Source organism: Martinezella hainanensis, from assembly GCF_900094555.1.
In the GTDB taxonomy this organism is placed as follows: domain Bacteria; phylum Pseudomonadota; class Alphaproteobacteria; order Rhizobiales; family Rhizobiaceae; genus Rhizobium; species Rhizobium hainanense.
Window position 1 is genome coordinate 122,343 of record NZ_FMAC01000009.1, and the last position, 14,891, is coordinate 137,233.

The following is a 14,891-nucleotide window of genomic DNA, read 5'->3' on the forward strand; positions in this document are numbered from 1 at the left end:
ATTTGCGGCTTTTCAAATGGAATCTCGGTTCAGGTGGATAACGGAGCCTATCGTGCCGCCCGCGCCACCCAGGATGGGATGAGCTCGCTTGAAAGCCGTCGGCCCTTCTGTCCCTTGGCGAATTCGGCCAGCCGCATACCCGATCGGGCAACAGCTATGGCCTGGTGCTTGGAAAGCAGCAAACCCAGCTCCAGCGGCTCCGTGCGACGGCCGATTCGCTTCAGAAACGGGCGGCGATAGCCGCGCGATGCGGTAAAGCGCGCAGGCACCTTGTTCAGCGAGACATATTCGGCAATCTCATCGATCCAGCCCGCTTGCGGCCGCGCACCGGGCTCGACCAGCAACAGCCATTCGCCCCTCGCAGACCGCAATATGTCCTTGATATCCCATTGCGAATAAAAGCGGCAGCCAGCAGCATCCGCCACCTTCGATGTGCCATCCCTGGACCCGTGATCAAGCACGACCACGTCGCTGACCAGCCCTTCGACCGCGCCTGCCACCAATGCCGCCAATGTCTGCGCCAGCTCTGGTTCGTGATCCTGGCATTCGATGATGACCGTCAACATTGCCCATTTATAGAGCGGCGCACAATTTATTGCCAGCACCTAACCTCAAGTCCGAGCGTTTAAGACAAACATCATACGCTGACGAAATTTCTCCCAGCCGGCATCGCCAGATGCCCCTCCCGAATACGGTGGAAAGTGACCATCCCGGATTTTTGTTCTTGCAATGTTCTCATTTGTCGGATAGGAATTTAATCATCTTAGACGCGGCATGCGATGGCATGAGCCGCCCTGGAGCTACCGATGAACGAGCAGTCCCTTGCAGGGCAGGCCGCTTTCGCGCCTGCCAATACGGCAGACGTTGCCAACGCTTTGATCGCCGATTCTGGTCTCAGGGTCGACGTCGAGCGCCGGCGCGGACGCGGCGCGGGGTTGAACCCGAGCGGCCGGTTCGAGCCACAACAGCGCGAGACCTTCGACGATGGCTGGCAAAGTTGGGAAGAGCTGCCGCCCTTCAAGACCGAGGTGCAGGTGGAAAAGCCACGCACCGCCATCACCCGCAACGAATCGCCCGACATTCCCTTCGATCGATCGATCAACCCTTATCGCGGCTGCGAGCATGGTTGCATCTACTGCTTCGCGCGGCCGACACATGCCTATATGGGCCTGTCGGCGGGACTGGATTTCGAATCGAAGCTGTTTGCCAAGCCGGATGCTGCCAAGCTTCTGGAACGCGAATTGGCAAAGCCCGGCTACAAGCCGCGCGTCATCGCCATCGGTACCAATACCGACCCCTATCAGCCGATCGAGAAGGAATGGCGGATCATGCGCCAGATCCTCGAAGTGCTGAACCGGGCAAACCATCCGGTCGCCATCGTCACCAAATCGGCGCTGGTCATGCGCGATATCGATATTCTGAAAGAGATGGCCGCCAAGAACCTTGTGCGGGTGGGCCTGTCGGTGACGACACTCGACCGGAAGCTGGCGCGTGCGATGGAGCCGCGTGCCGCAACGCCGCCGCGGCGGCTGGAGGCGATCCAGGCCTTGAGCGAAGCCGGCATCCGCACCTCGATCATGGTGGCACCGATCATCCCTGCGCTTAACGATCACGAGATCGAGCGTATCCTCGATGCCGGCAAGGCCGCCGGCGCGCAGGAGGCAAGCTATGTGATCCTACGGCTGCCGCTGGAGGTGAGCCCGCTCTTTCGCGACTGGCTTCTGCAGCATTATCCGGACCGCTATCGCCACGTCATGTCGCTGATCCGCTCGATGCGCGGTGGCAAGGATTACGATGCGGAATTCGGCAAGCGCATGAAGGGCGCCGGACCCTATGCCTGGCAGATCAGCCGCCGCTTCGAAATGGCGACGCGCCGGCTCGAGCTTACGCGCCGCAATATCGCCTTGCGCGACGACCTGTTCGTGCCGCCCGACGGCAGCGGCGTGCAGCTGTCGCTGCTCTGATTTTTCTATTCTGCCTTCCTTGCGGGGGTTCCCTGTACCCGCTGGAAAAGCCCCCCGGTTCGCCGCCATGATCCACCGGGGGCTTGCAGGAGATCGGGTGGTGTGCGAGCTTCGCCGCATGTCACGCCGTGCACCACCCGATTCTCCAATGCTGTTCGAGGACATTCCGCTTGTCCCCACTTTCGAGCTGGAATTGATCGCACGGCGCGCCGGGCATTGGCCTGTTGCCGGAGCTGACGAGGTCGGCCGAGGACCACTTGCGGGGCCTGTCGTCGCTGCCGCCGTCATTCTCGATCCGGAGCGCATCCCGAATGGACTGAATGATTCCAAGCAGTTGAGTGCGGCTAGGCGAGAAGAACTGTTCGTCGAGATCCTGGCGACAGCAACGGTCTCCATCGCTTCCTCGAGTGCAACCCGTATCGACACGACCGATATCCGCAAGGCGAGCCTGGATGCCATGCGCCGCGCCATATGCGGGCTGGCAATGCCGGCGAGCTATGTACTGACCGACGGGCTCGATGTGCCAACCGGTCTTGCCTGCCCCGGCAAGGCCGTGGTCAAGGGCGATGCGCGCTCGTTCTCCATCGCCGCCGCATCGATCGTGGCCAAAGTGACCCGCGACCGGATGATGACACGCGCCGGCGTCGTCTTCCCCGCCTATGGCTTTGCAGCCCATGCGGGCTATGGCACCGCGCAGCATCGCGCCGGCATTGAGGAGCACGGTCCCTGCTCCCTGCATCGCATGAGCTTTCGCCCCTTGCGCAAAGAGGCCGTCTGAGCGCTCAGCTCGTCAACCCTGCGACGATCTCCGCCGACCATTTTCCGATATAGGCGATGTCTTCCCTGTAGATACGGTCATGGCCTTCCTGCAGATTTCGGCGATATCTCTCGATGCCGCGGGCAGCTTCCCGCTCCATGAAGGCCAACAGAGCCTCAAGCCGACCGACGATGACGTCAGGCAATGAAAGACGCTCGGCAGCGGACAAGCCATAGACATCGATGAAGATGCGGGCACGGTTGATCTGGCCAGCAAGTCTGTCCAATCCATCCACAGCGACAAGGGAGGATACAGGCGCCCAGCGATAGACGGCGTAGGCCAGATCCCATATTCGCGGACCAGGATGCGCCGCCTCGAAATCGATGATGCCGGTTACTTCGCCATCATTCAGGACGACATTGTAGGGGGCAAAATCCCCATGGCAGATGACCTCGCAGGGCGAACGAGCCGGCAGTTGCCATGCATAATCGGCCTCAAGGTTCCGCGCGAACAAGGCACAGCAATCATGATAGCGCCGCAGCAGCGATGCTGCCGATCGCAGCGCCGTCTCGCTGCGCATGTGAGCACTGCCATCGAGGTCGCCGGTATCTCCGGGCAAATAGGACACCTTTTCCCAGACCTCGTCATATCCGACCGCCAGAGGGGCTGCCGCAAAGCCATGCCGATGAAGGGCAGCCAGCAAGGCATGCACGCCCGCTGTCCATGGCTGCGACGGCCTCACGATAAGATCGCCTTGACGAAACGGCTCATCGCCTGTTGGTGCCTGCATCTGCCTCCCCCCAATCTCGTGATTTTGCTGTCGGTCGCGGCGATGATCAACCTGCCTGGGCAGAAAACAGAAAAGCCCCACCGAAGCGGGGCTCTTTCGAATTTCGATGTTCCGCGGGCTTAGTTCAACCGCGTCTTCACTTCCTTGACCGCATCGCTGAAGAGGCCGGACTGGACGCTGCCGTCGGCCTTCTTCGCCAGAACCGATTCAGCAGCGGCAATCGCCAGGTCGACGGCGGCGGAACGGACCGCCTTCATCGCATCGGCTTCCGCCTGCTTGATCTTCTGCTCGGACAAAGCCGTGCGGTTGGCGACGAACTCCTCGGTCTTCTTGCGAGCCTCGGTCGTCAGCATTTCGGCTTCGCGCTCGGCTGCAGCGACGATGTGCGCTGCTTCAGCCTCGGCTTCCTTGCGCTTGCGCTGATACTCGGCCAGCAAGTGCTGGGCCTCTTCGCGCAGGCGCTTGGCTTCTGCCAGCTCGTTGCGGATCTGATCGGCGCGGTCGTCAAGCGACTTTGCCATCATGCCCGGAACCTTCAGGTAAACGATCAGGCCGAGGAAGATGAGAAGGCTGACGAACGCGAAGAAGGTGTTGTCGAAAGCGAATTCCATGGATCACCCCTCCTGCTTGGCGGCAGCAGCCGCAACCGCAGAGGCGACATCGGCCTTACCGGCGACATTGCCAACCAACTGCTCGACGACGGCACCAGCCGTCTCCTCGGCAATCGCACCGACATCGCCGAAGGCTTTCGCCTTGATTTCAGCGATCCGGCCTTCTGCGGCCTTGAGCTTCTCAGCCAGGCTTGCCTCGATCGCCTTGCGATCTTCTTCGGCCTTGGCCTTGGCGGCATCGCGGGCAGTGGCGCCGATGGAATTCGCCTTGGCGCGCGCAGCGGCCAATTCGCTTTCATAGGTCGCGACGGCAGCGTCGGCTTCAGCCTTCAGACGCGAGGCTTCTTGGATATCCTGGGCGATCCGGTCGTGCCGGCTTTCCAGAATGCTGCCGACGCGCGGAATAACGATCTTCTGCATGGCCACGTAGAAGATAACGAAGGTGATCACCAGCCAAAGCAGCTGTGACGGATACGTCGTATGGTCAAACGGCGGGAATACGCCGCCGTGATGGCCTTCATTCGGCGCACCCGTTTCCGTGTGCACCGCTCCGGCGGCCGGCGGTGCTTCTTCAGCATATGCCGGGGTCACAAACATGCTCACCTCCAGGTGGTCTGCAAATACAAAGAATCACGGCTCGCTGCTCGCGAACCGTGATCTATGACGCCGCTGATATCAGACGGCGAAGAGCAGGAGGAGAGCGACGAGCAGCGAGAAGATGCCCAGAGCTTCCGTAACGGCGAAGCCGAATACCAGACGGCCGAACTGGCTGTCAGCAGCCGACGGGTTGCGCAGTGCGCCGGACAGGTAGCTGCCGAAGATATTGCCGAGGCCGAGAGCCGTGCCGGCCATACCAAAGCAAGCCAAACCTGCGCCGATGAACTTTGCTGCTTCCGCGTCCATGTTGAACTCCTTTGAAATGGTTGTGCGGTGAATGACTGACGCCGTTAGACGCCAATGTCTTTATCCTTAGTGGCCACCCGGGTGGATTGCGTCGTTGAGGTACATGCAAGTCAGCACCGCAAAGACGTAAGCCTGAAGGAAGGCGACAAGGAACTCGAGACCGGTGAGGGCGACGGTCATGATAAGAGGAAGAACAGCTCCGCCGATACCAAGCGCGCCGAGTGCTCCGAGCGAGGCGACGAAGCCCGCGAACACCTTGAGCGTGATATGACCGGCCAACATGTTGGCGAAAAGACGAACAGAGAGCGAAACCGGGCGGGACAGGAAGGAGATGATTTCGATCGCCACCACCAGCGGCAGAAGAACCCCCGGAACACCCTGCGGCACGAAGATCTTGAAGAAGCCGAAGCCATGCTTGATCAAACCGTAGAAAATAACGGTGAAGATGACGAGCAGCGCGAGCGCAAGCGTCACGATGATCTGGCTGGTGACGGTATAGAAGTAAGGAACGAGGCCTAGCAGGTTCGCCGTCAGGACGAACATGAAGAGAGAGAAGACCAGCGGGAAGAACTTCATTCCCTTCGTCCCCGCCCCCTCTTTCAGCATCGAGGCGATGAACTCATAGGCCATTTCCGCCACCGACTGCGAGCGCGTCGGGATGACGCCGCGCGGCGCGCTGGCAAAATAAAGGAAGCCCGCGGAAATCACTGCGGAGGCAACCATGAACAGCGAGGCGTTGGTGAACGAAAAATCAATTCCGCCGATATCGATCGGGATAATCTTGAAGATCAGGAACTGATGGGTAGGATCGTTTGCCACCGCTTGTTCTCTTTCATTTTTCCGCTCCACCGAGCGGATGCTTCTCATCTGGAAACAGCGCCGCAGCGTTGCTTCCGCTCATTTCTTATCAGGACCACGCTCTTGCGGCACCGGTGTCGCCACCTTGCCCGCAGAGCGCAGCACATTCAGCACGCCGGCACAAAATCCGAGAAGCAGCAGAATAATCATGCCCCACGGCGTCGTACCGAGAAAACGGTCCAGGACATAGCCCAGAACAGCGCCAACGATGATTGCGGCTATGAACTCACTGGAAAGCTTCATCGCCTGAGCGTAGCCTTTACGGCTCTCCTCGGCGCGAACCTCCCCGCGTTCACCCTCTCTCACCGCAGCGCGTTTGCTCGCCAATTCGGCTCCCAGCTGCGCTCGCCGCTGTTCCAGACCTTCGTCGCGGTCGTCCGTCATGGTGGCATCCTCCCATTTTCGTTGCGCGCAATCCCTGTACCCCGGTCAACGCGTAAACGAACAGCAGGTTTCGCCACCTTTCGGCCCGTTTTGAAGTCGCGCGCAACATAGTTTTAGGAAAAAGCATAGTCAAGGCGTAGACGTCATCTGTCCAGCCATAAATTAGCCCAATTAAATCATGATCTTAGGCCGAAAGAGCCATATTGATCGAAAACTGAGCCGAAGAATCCTCTTCAGCCCCTGCTTTCCTGTGGCTTTTTTGCCAGGGGCAGCGCGTCCGCGCGCCGCGTCAATCTGCCAGAACCGACTGCCTCAGCTCCAGCCGCCGCCATAGGTCCTGTAGAAGATGTGCATGCCTATGCGGCCGACCTTCACCATTTCAGCAGCCCATTTCGGCCGGACATAGACAGCATGATAATGGGTGGCGGAACCGACTTCCGGCAACCAGATCTTGCCGGCGGTCACGGCCATGGCGACCTGACGGGCGATACGCCAGTGTTCGGGGGAATTGACGCGCTCCTTGACGTTGTCGCAGGCAAAGGAGAACTGGCAAGCGTTGGTCCAATCCTCATTCTGATAGACGACGCCACAGATGGTCTTGGGATAAGCGGGATTGCGGACGCGATTGAGGATGACCTGGGCGACGGCTGCCTGCCCCTTCACGGATTCGCCGCGTGCCTCGAAATAGATGCCGGTCGCTAGGCATTGCTGCTCATCCGAGGAGAAGACCGAGGGTGGCAGGACATTGGCGGCCCATAGGTGATCCTTGGGGCCTATCTGCGGCACGAAGCGGCCCTCGCCGTCCTGATCCTTGGCAAGAATGGAATCGAAGGGCGAAACACGGGCATAATCCGGCGCCGGCGAGGCATAGGCGGCCGCCAGAACATCGGCATTCTGATTGGTGACCAGATTGGCAATATAGGCCGGCACGCTATCATCCGGCTTCGGCGGCTGCTTCTTATAGAAAGCAGTAGCAATCTGGATTTCCTTGCCGCCGAGCTTCGGCTTCAGGAACGCGGTGCGCTCGCCGGTCGCCGATTCCGGCCGAAGAAGCAAGCTCTGGCGCTGCAGCACGGAGCCCGCGGAAAAATCCTTCGGCGGCTGCATCGGCGCGACAGCCACCACTCTGCCCTTCTTGTCCTGCCGATTGATACGGTCCTCATCGGGCCGGGGATCGCTGCCCTTCTGTTCGGACTGGAACGCGACCCGGCGCCCGTCCGGCAACACGAGACCGCCATCTCCAATGGCAGCAGAGGCCTTGACGTCACCGAAAGCCAGTTCCGCCTGATGGGTGGAGCCGGCTGGCGAATTGGTCATCACCATGCGCCAGTTCGCCCCTTCCCGGTCGATCCCGGCAAGCAGGCCGGCAAGATCGCCATAGGCTGCCGTCGATGGGAAAATAAGCCAGGCGCAAAGCCCGAAGACGGCTGGAGAGGTCCAGTTTTGTGGCAAAAACCGCAGTTTGCGGCTGGCATAACGCGAGCGAGACAACACCGGACTCCAAACGGCACTCGAAACTAGGAGCCGGAATAATCTCCCATTAACCTTGATGGATGGTTAATTCGGGCAATTCTATGGTTAGGAATGAAAGATTCGGAGTGTGTGGCGAACTCATGTAAGGGCTGTGAGCAGCTCAGTGCTAGGCGGAGGCTCGATATGCTCCGCCACCATGTATCGGCGCGCTAGGAGCACTGATACATAAGTCCAACCAATCATCTGTAACGCATTGGATACCAAAGACGCCACAACGACAGGGATATTCAACTGACCATTCACGATCAGATCCGTCCCCCTGACGGAACTCGCAAGAATCCCCACAATCACGCCGGCAACGAGTGGAACGGCTAAGCCCAGGAATATCAGGGACGCCGTCGAGGGAAACCGCTTCAGACCTCGTCGCAGTGCATCTCCTATACTCGCATTGGTGCCATGGAGGCGCGCCGGTAACCACGTGCCAAACAGAGAAAAGACGATGGTAAGCGTTACCAAGAATGCCAGCGTTGCCCACAGCCCGACGTAAGCCTTTCCAAGGTCATTCAATTTCAGAAGAATGACAAGGATCGGCAGCATTATCATGAACCCTCCCAGCGTTAGCGCCACACTCCTGAACATATATCCAGCGAACGGAAGTTTTCTGCCCTTGGCCGCGGCGGTGAAATTCTGATCTCGTAGAACTGAGTTCTGAACATTCATCGACAATATGCTCATTAAAATAAAAGTGGCACCTGCCGAAGCGGACCCTCCAGAATACTCATCGAAAATCGAAGCGCCAACGGAGCACAGGATAAACGTCGCGTAAAATGCCATATTGCGACGTGCGATGGACAAGGTCTGTTTAAACATCCGCGATCGCCTCCTCCAAGACCATAGCAGTACTTACGTCTTTAGATTGAATAGGCCAACGCCTCACTTGCGCAATGGAAAAGTCAAAAGGCCCGGCGGATATCCACCAGGCCTTTTGAACGGACAGCAAGAATATCTGCGTCAGATGATGACGTGCGAGCCTAGTTCCACCACGCGGTTGGCCGGCAGACGGAAGTAGTCCGAGGGGTCAGTCGCGGCATTGGCGAGCGCGATATAGAGCCGGTCCTGCCAATGCGGCATCCCCGACTTCGCATCCGGCACCAGCTTGCGCCGGCCAAGATAGAAGGAGGTCGACATGATGTCGAACTTCAGGCCCGTCTTGCGCAGAGTCGCGAGCGCCTGCGAGACATTCTGCGATTCCATGAAGCCAAAGCGCAACTCGACACGCGAGAAGCGCTCGGAAACCTTCTCGACCGAATAGCGGTCCTCCTGGGCGACGCGCGGCTTGTTGATGGTGCGGATCGTCAAAATGACGTTCTTGTCGTGCAGGACGTGATTGTGCTTCAGATTATGCAACAGTGCGGCGGGCGCGGATTCCGGATCGCTGGTCAGGAAGATCGCCGTGCCGGGCACATGCGCGGGCGAATGATCGCTCTTGCGCTCGATGGAGCTGACGAAGGAGGACAACGGGATATCGGTGTGCCGCGTCTTTTCCATCAGGATCGACGTGCCGCGGCGCCAGGTCCACATGATGACGGTAAAGGCCGTCGCGATCATAACCGGAACATAGCCGCCGTCATGGATCTTCAAGAGGTTGGCGCCGAGGAAGACGAATTCCAGCAGCAAGAGCGGCGTAAGCACGGCAACGGCCATGGGTAGTGACCAGTTCCAGCGGACTCGCACGAATTCGAACGCCATGATCGAGGTGACGACCATCGCGCCGGTCACCGAGATACCATAGGCCGTCGCCAGCGCATCCGAGGTCTTGAAGGCCAGCACCAGGAAGATGACACCGAAGAACAGGACGGTATTGACCGATGGCAGGAATATCTGCCCGGTATTGGTCTCGGACGTAAAGAGGATTTCCATGCGCGGCAGGAAGCCGAGGTGAATCGCCTGACGCGTGAGCGAGAAAGCACCCGTGATCACGGCCTGGCTGGCGATGATCGTCGCCATCGTGGCAAGAATGACCACCGGCAGGATCGCCCAGTGCGGATACATCAGGAAGAACGGATCCGACATGGCCATTGGGTCGCGCAGGACTAGAGCGCCCTGACCGAAGTAGTTCAAAGTCAGCGACGGAAACACCAGCACGAACCAGGCCCATTGGATCGGACGGCGGCCGAAATGGCCAAGGTCGGCATAAAGGGCTTCCGCACCTGTCACCGTCAGAAACACGGCACCGAGAACGACGACGCCGAGAAAGCCCTCGCGCATCAGAAAGCTCACCGCATACCAGGGATTGAGCGCTGCCAGAATGCTGTAGTCATCGGAAATGTGCATGATGCCGGCAAGGCCCATGACGATGAACCACAGCGCCGTGATCGGGCCGAAGAAGCGAGCGACCGCACCGGTGCCATGCGACTGGATCGCAAAAAGCAGCGCCAGGATCGCCACCGATATGGGGACGATATAATCCGACAATTGCGGTGTGACGAGCTTCAGACCTTCGACGGCGGAAAGAACCGAAAGCGCCGGGGTAATCATCGCGTCGCCGAGAAAGAGTGCCGCGCCCAAAAGGCCCAGCAGCATCAAGATGGCGGTGTGGCCGTTCGCCGTCTTCATCAACAGCGCCAGCAGCGATAGAGTGCCGCCTTCGCCATCGTTGTCCGCACGGAGCAGAAAAAGGACATATTTGATCGTGACGATGATCGTCAGCGTCCAGAACATCAACGATACGACGCTGATGACTTCGCCGCGCGTCAGACCGTCAGCGGCCACCGGCTTCAATGCTTCGCGAAAGGCATAGAGCGGGCTCGTACCGATGTCGCCATAAACAACGCCGATCGAGCCGAGGGCGAGGTATGCGAGCTTACGAGAGTTCATTTTCCCGTCGGGAGAATGATCGGTTTGGTTAGACATTCAGGATCACTAGACTCTCAGAGCCAGCCTTTCCAGCGAAAAAAGAAAAACGGAACGATGGCGGAAACCACCATCAACAACAACGATGTCGGGTAACCGTAGGCAAAATGCAGTTCGGGCATATGCTCGAAATTCATGCCATAGACGGACGCCACGAGCGTCGGCGGCAGGAACACCACGGAAGCGATCGAAAAGATCTTGATGATGGCGTTCTGCTCGATATTGATCAGCCCGAGCGATGCATCCAGCAGGAAGGTAATGTTTCCCGCGACGAAAGACGCATGCTCCGACAGTGACTGTACATCCCGCGAGACATTGCGACACAGTTCCCTGGCCTCGTGGTCCTGCTGCATGGCGGGGATGGCATGAAGAAAGGTCAGCAGTCGGGACAGCGAACTCAGGCTGTCACGTACCTTGCTGAGCGTACGGTGATAGCCTGCGATGTCCTTGAGCTTTTCTTCCAGATAGTTGCCCGGGCGGCGGATCTTCTTTACGCGATCGCCAAATACGTGCACCGACAATATATCGACACCCGCAACGGTCTGTTCAAGGACCTCGGCGGTACGGTCGACGATGGTTTCGAGAAGCTTGGCAAGAAGCGCGACACCCGTGCGCCGCTCCTGCGGAATGCGCTGCAGCGCCGCAATGAAGAGCGCGAAGGACTTCGGCTGCGCATAGCGAATAGTAACCAGCCGGTGTCCCGTCAGGATGAAGGCAACATCGGTGAGCATCGGCAGATTTGTGTCGGCCTTCCACAACAGCGAGGCCGTGAGAAAGACGGAGCCGTTTTCGACATAGAGCCGGCTCGACGGCTCGATATCCTTCATGTCCTCGCGGGTCGGCACCTCGAGCCCGAGCAGGCGCTCGATGCTGGCTTCTTCCTCGCGGGTGGGCTCGACCATGTCGATCCAGACGGCATTGTCTGGCAGCCGGGTGGCAGCTGAAAGATCGGGAAGCTCAAGCGGCTTCTGGTCTGAGCAATAGGCAGTTATCAACTGCTTGCTCCCGCAGCAGCGGCGACGAGGCAACAATCAAGGCGCTCAGCACGCACTTGCCGCGATCCCACCAATGGCCAATGAAAAAAGCTCATAAAACCCCGGTCGTATCCCGCCGGTCCGGCCGGGAATCCGTGTTCACGTTCCATTGCGCTGCTGTACCAATCCTTCGTCCGTCCCGGCAAAGACACCTGCTCGGACGAAATAACACCACCACGCGGCGGAGAGCGGTCATCGGAAACGACCGGCCAGTTCCACGCAGGCGGCGCATATGCAGCAAAGCTCGCAAAGAATCAAGTCACAACCTCTTCATCGCGCGCTTTCACCGCAGTTTGGCTAAACTTGCGAAGTCATAGCACAGGATGCCGACAAGACAATCCGTCACTATACGGAAAGCTCAGATGTCTTTGTGAATTATTCAAATACGATCGACGGCGCCGCACGCTGCGGTGCGCCTGCCACTTGCTTCCAGACATTGGCGGCGATCTCACGATAAATATTCGCAACCACCCCGTTCGGCTCAGCGGCAACGAGTGGCGTGCCAGCATCCGAGGTTTCGCGGATGCCCATGGTCAACGGCACTTCACCGAGGAAGGGCACGCCGATGCGTTCTGCTTCCTTGCGGGCGCCGCCATGGCCGAAAATATCATAGCGGGCGCCGGTATCCGGTGCGATGAAATAGCTCATGTTCTCAACAATGCCGAGAACGGGAACCTCGACTTTGCGGAACATGTTCAGGCCCTTGCGCGCATCGATCAAAGCCAGATCCTGCGGCGTCGAAACGATGACGGCGCCGGCAAGCGGCACCTGCTGCGCCATGGTCAGCTGCACGTCGCCGGTGCCGGGCGGCATATCCACGACCAGCACGTCGAGCTCGCCCCATGCGACCTCGCGCAGCATCTGCAGCAGCGCCGATTGCACCATCGGCCCACGCCAGATCATCGCCGTTTCCTCTTCCACGAGGAAACCCATGGACATGACCTTGAGCCCGTAATTCTCCATGGGGTTGATGATGCGACCGTCGATCTGGGTCGGGCGTCCGGAAATCTTCAGGAGGCGCGGCATCGAAGGGCCATAGATGTCTGCATCCAAAATGCCGACGCGCAGGCCGTTGGCCAGGAGGCCCAGCGCGAGATTAACTGCGGTGGTCGATTTGCCGACACCACCCTTGCCCGAGGCGACCGCGATGATAGCCTTGACGCCCGGAACGCCGATCTTGGCGGCGCGGGGCGGCTGTTGCGGCGCGTGCGGATGAGGATGCGAATGGCTGTGCGGGGCAGCTTGTGCAGGCGCAGGCAGTGGCACCGGAGCGCCGGCCTTCTTGTCAGCCGTCAGCGCGACCAGGGCGCCCTTGACGCCGGGCATATCCTTGATGACCCGCTCGGCCGCAAGACGCATCGGCTCCAGATCCTTGGCCCGCTCGGCGGGAACGGTGATGGAGAAATAGACCTTGCCATCGGAGATGAAGACATCCGACACCATGCCGAGCTCGACGATGTTGTGCTCCAGGTCCGGGCCGCGAACCGTCTTTAACGTTTCCAGCACCTGTTCCTTGGTGATGTCTGCCATTTCATCCTCACTGCAGAAGCCTTTTCGGCAGCGCCGCATCGGGCGGGCGCTTTCCGAAATCATTATGGCTTAGATAGTAGAGAGGCGGGACTTCGCCAAACGAATTCGGGACGCCGTCGATAAAATGCGTCTTCGTTGCGGCCGGCAGGTCCGCCGGGTCCATGAAAAACCCTTACCAGCCGCAACGCGCTCCCAATTCGGGAAGACATAATCGCGGGCCGACATAGAGCACCCATCTGTAAGGAATAGGGCAAAGGCGCGAAAATCATCCCACGAATACGCCCGAACTTGCTAAGCGTGTTAAATAAGCAACAACCGCCGCCGATGCCTTCGCCGGGAGAAGCTGTGGCGACGGGCATCGGCGACGGTTGTTTGATCCGCGCACGTTTCATCGGCGCTGTTATCAAAGTCCCCTCTGGACCTCTGTCTTTTCAGAAGCAGGAAGTGTGCCAGTTTTCAGAAAATCCGGAAAACAACGAGATTTCAACCTATTAATTGCCTCCACGCCCGAATCGGCAGGGTGGAGCATCGCCACAGGCTTCATCATATTTCATTCGTAACGCACAAAATTCATTCACATGCTGCTCGAATCTCGATCATCGCATCGAGACGGCGATGCCATTATTTGATCAATCCGACGCGTAAAGCCTTGGCGACGGCCTGCGTACGGTTGACGGTGTCGAGCTTCTTGGTGGCGCGGTTGAGGTAATGATTGACCGTATGTTCCGACAGAGACAGGATTTCAGCGATTTCGGCGCTGGTCTTTCCGGCCGCCGTCCAATTCAGGCAATCGATCTCCCGGTCGGTCAGTGCATCGACGACGCGAACATCGAGATTGCGGATTTCGGCAAGCCGATCGAAAACGTGAACTGCAATATAGAAAAGGTCCTTGACCTCTTCCACGGAAAAGAGCTCGCGATCGCCGGCCAAACAAACAGCGCCGCGAAGACCGGAGGCATCGTGGGTCGGGAAATAGACGAAACGCGTCATGCGGAAACGTTCGAACAGAGCCACCACGAGCTGCGACTTGCTCTCTTCGCGGTTAGGGCTTGTCGTCACTTCATAAAGAAAGGGCAGCGTAGAACCGCGCAGACGTTGCAGCGCAGGGCTGGTCGACAACAGGTTTTCCTGATCGTAGATCGACAGCAGTTCCGCCGGCCAGTTGTTGATAACTGAATTGCTCTGCAGGTCCGAGGACGTGATAGGCGGCAGATTGAGCACCATGAAGGCTCGGCAACGATAGGCCTCCGTCAACCCCTTCATGAAACGGAACACATCGAACTGGGTCTTAAGCCTGCTGATTTCCTCGATAAAATCCTCGCCGCGAGGGGACATGCCCGCCTGTATCAATGCCGTCATCATCAGTCTTCTTTATGTAAAAGAGGGAAAAAATACGAAACTTCCGTCTCTTGCCCCTCACGATTATCGTACGGCAGCCGATATCAGCCGCTCGGCAAAATATAAGTTTTCCAAAATCGTGACTGCATCAACGCCCGTTACTATTATGTCCGCTCAACACCTCGCCAAATCCTGTATGATTCCAATAATCATTTGGGGATAATGGCAGTTCTTCCGCATATCTCAACAGTAAAATTCAAGATAAACGAGCAATTTCGCTAAGATCAGGCGCTGACAGGATTAAATCCGCAAGTTTCGGACAGCCACAGCGCGAGA

Annotated in this window: 16 protein-coding genes; 3 read left to right on the forward strand and 13 right to left on the reverse strand. The window is 58.6% G+C overall.

All coding sequences use genetic code 11. The annotated features are described in order from the left end of the window. Window positions 1-47: 47 nt before the first annotated feature. Window positions 48-566, reverse strand: a complete 519-nt coding sequence (locus tag GA0061100_RS25385; RefSeq protein WP_075855609.1) for a glycosyltransferase family 2 protein — start codon at window positions 564-566, stop codon at window positions 48-50. Window positions 567-806: 240 nt separating this feature from the next. On the opposite strand from GA0061100_RS25385, the gene GA0061100_RS25390 reads away from it, so the two are divergent. Both GA0061100_RS25390 and GA0061100_RS25395 read left to right on the forward strand, forming a co-directional pair. Further along, window positions 807-1,964, forward strand: a complete 1,158-nt coding sequence (locus GA0061100_RS25390) for a PA0069 family radical SAM protein (protein ID WP_075855610.1) — start codon at window positions 807-809, stop codon at window positions 1,962-1,964. A 118-nt stretch (window positions 1,965-2,082) separates the two neighbouring features. Then, the gene (locus tag GA0061100_RS25395) at window positions 2,083-2,742 is read left to right on the forward strand and encodes a ribonuclease HII (RefSeq protein WP_075855611.1); all 660 of its coding nucleotides are present in this window, start codon (window positions 2,083-2,085) and stop codon (window positions 2,740-2,742) included. Window positions 2,743-2,746: 4 nt separating this feature from the next. Here the strand turns inward: GA0061100_RS25395 and GA0061100_RS25400 are convergent, their stop codons facing one another. From GA0061100_RS25400 to apbC, 11 genes are all read right to left on the reverse strand, one after another. Beyond that, window positions 2,747-3,511 carry an aminoglycoside phosphotransferase family protein gene (locus GA0061100_RS25400; protein WP_075855612.1) on the reverse strand — a complete coding sequence of 255 codons (765 nt, stop codon included), beginning with the start codon at window positions 3,509-3,511 and terminating at the stop codon, window positions 2,747-2,749. Window positions 3,512-3,630: 119 nt separating this feature from the next. Further along, on the reverse strand, window positions 3,631-4,122 hold the full coding sequence (locus GA0061100_RS25405) for a F0F1 ATP synthase subunit B (protein WP_075855613.1): 492 nt from the start codon (window positions 4,120-4,122) through the stop codon (window positions 3,631-3,633). Between the two features lie 3 nt (window positions 4,123-4,125). After that, window positions 4,126-4,719: a F0F1 ATP synthase subunit B gene (locus GA0061100_RS25410; RefSeq protein ID WP_075855614.1), complete on the reverse strand. Its 594-nt coding sequence runs from the start codon at window positions 4,717-4,719 to the stop codon at window positions 4,126-4,128. A gap of 78 nt (window positions 4,720-4,797) precedes the next feature. After that, complete coding sequence (locus GA0061100_RS25415; protein ID WP_015338972.1) at window positions 4,798-5,025, reverse strand: F0F1 ATP synthase subunit C; 228 nt, start codon at window positions 5,023-5,025, stop codon at window positions 4,798-4,800. A 66-nt stretch (window positions 5,026-5,091) separates the two neighbouring features. Further along, window positions 5,092-5,844: a F0F1 ATP synthase subunit A gene (locus GA0061100_RS25420; protein ID WP_069612427.1), complete on the reverse strand. Its 753-nt coding sequence runs from the start codon at window positions 5,842-5,844 to the stop codon at window positions 5,092-5,094. Between the two features lie 78 nt (window positions 5,845-5,922). Beyond that, window positions 5,923-6,267: an AtpZ/AtpI family protein gene (locus GA0061100_RS25425; protein WP_075855615.1), complete on the reverse strand. Its 345-nt coding sequence runs from the start codon at window positions 6,265-6,267 to the stop codon at window positions 5,923-5,925. Window positions 6,268-6,579: 312 nt separating this feature from the next. Continuing rightward, window positions 6,580-7,761 (reverse strand): cell wall hydrolase, encoded by a 1,182-nt coding sequence (locus GA0061100_RS25430; RefSeq protein ID WP_425298711.1) that lies wholly within the window; start codon window positions 7,759-7,761, stop codon window positions 6,580-6,582. A gap of 117 nt (window positions 7,762-7,878) precedes the next feature. Then, entirely contained in the window at window positions 7,879-8,610 is a 732-nt protein-coding gene (locus GA0061100_RS25435) for a hypothetical protein (protein WP_075855617.1), read from the reverse strand. 141 nt (window positions 8,611-8,751) lie between these two features. Then, entirely contained in the window at window positions 8,752-10,617 is a 1,866-nt protein-coding gene (locus GA0061100_RS25440) for a potassium transporter Kup (RefSeq protein ID WP_425298712.1), read from the reverse strand. Window positions 10,618-10,670: 53 nt separating this feature from the next. Continuing rightward, window positions 10,671-11,648 (reverse strand): magnesium transporter CorA family protein, encoded by a 978-nt coding sequence (locus GA0061100_RS25445; RefSeq protein ID WP_075855619.1) that lies wholly within the window; start codon window positions 11,646-11,648, stop codon window positions 10,671-10,673. Between the two features lie 414 nt (window positions 11,649-12,062). After that, window positions 12,063-13,217, reverse strand: coding sequence for an iron-sulfur cluster carrier protein ApbC (gene apbC / locus GA0061100_RS25450; RefSeq protein WP_075855620.1), 1,155 nt, complete (start codon window positions 13,215-13,217; stop codon window positions 12,063-12,065). Between the two features lie 345 nt (window positions 13,218-13,562). Between apbC and GA0061100_RS34750 the strand changes: the two genes are divergently transcribed. Continuing rightward, the gene (locus tag GA0061100_RS34750; protein WP_159444809.1) at window positions 13,563-13,712 is read left to right on the forward strand and encodes a hypothetical protein; all 150 of its coding nucleotides are present in this window, start codon (window positions 13,563-13,565) and stop codon (window positions 13,710-13,712) included. 126 nt (window positions 13,713-13,838) lie between these two features. Here the strand turns inward: GA0061100_RS34750 and GA0061100_RS25455 are convergent, their stop codons facing one another. Continuing rightward, on the reverse strand, window positions 13,839-14,579 hold the full coding sequence (locus GA0061100_RS25455; protein ID WP_425298713.1) for a helix-turn-helix transcriptional regulator: 741 nt from the start codon (window positions 14,577-14,579) through the stop codon (window positions 13,839-13,841). Window positions 14,580-14,891: the final 312 nt, after the last annotated feature.

Coding starts and splice junctions, on each gene's coding strand:
- GA0061100_RS25385 (WP_075855609.1), bottom strand. CDS start 566: ATGTTGACGGTCATCATCGAATGCCAGGATCACGAACCAGAGCTGGCG.
- GA0061100_RS25390 (WP_075855610.1), top strand. CDS start 807: ATGAACGAGCAGTCCCTTGCAGGGCAGGCCGCTTTCGCGCCTGCCAAT.
- GA0061100_RS25395 (WP_075855611.1), top strand. CDS start 2,083: ATGTCACGCCGTGCACCACCCGATTCTCCAATGCTGTTCGAGGACATT.
- GA0061100_RS25400 (WP_075855612.1), bottom strand. CDS start 3,511: ATGCAGGCACCAACAGGCGATGAGCCGTTTCGTCAAGGCGATCTTATC.
- GA0061100_RS25405 (WP_075855613.1), bottom strand. CDS start 4,122: ATGGAATTCGCTTTCGACAACACCTTCTTCGCGTTCGTCAGCCTTCTC.
- GA0061100_RS25410 (WP_075855614.1), bottom strand. CDS start 4,719: ATGTTTGTGACCCCGGCATATGCTGAAGAAGCACCGCCGGCCGCCGGA.
- GA0061100_RS25415 (WP_015338972.1), bottom strand. CDS start 5,025: ATGGACGCGGAAGCAGCAAAGTTCATCGGCGCAGGTTTGGCTTGCTTT.
- GA0061100_RS25425 (WP_075855615.1), bottom strand. CDS start 6,267: ATGACGGACGACCGCGACGAAGGTCTGGAACAGCGGCGAGCGCAGCTG.
- GA0061100_RS25435 (WP_075855617.1), bottom strand. CDS start 8,610: ATGTTTAAACAGACCTTGTCCATCGCACGTCGCAATATGGCATTTTAC.
- GA0061100_RS25440 (WP_425298712.1), bottom strand. CDS start 10,617: ATGAACTCTCGTAAGCTCGCATACCTCGCCCTCGGCTCGATCGGCGTT.
- apbC (WP_075855620.1), bottom strand. CDS start 13,217: ATGGCAGACATCACCAAGGAACAGGTGCTGGAAACGTTAAAGACGGTT.
- GA0061100_RS25455 (WP_425298713.1), bottom strand. CDS start 14,579: ATGATGACGGCATTGATACAGGCGGGCATGTCCCCTCGCGGCGAGGAT.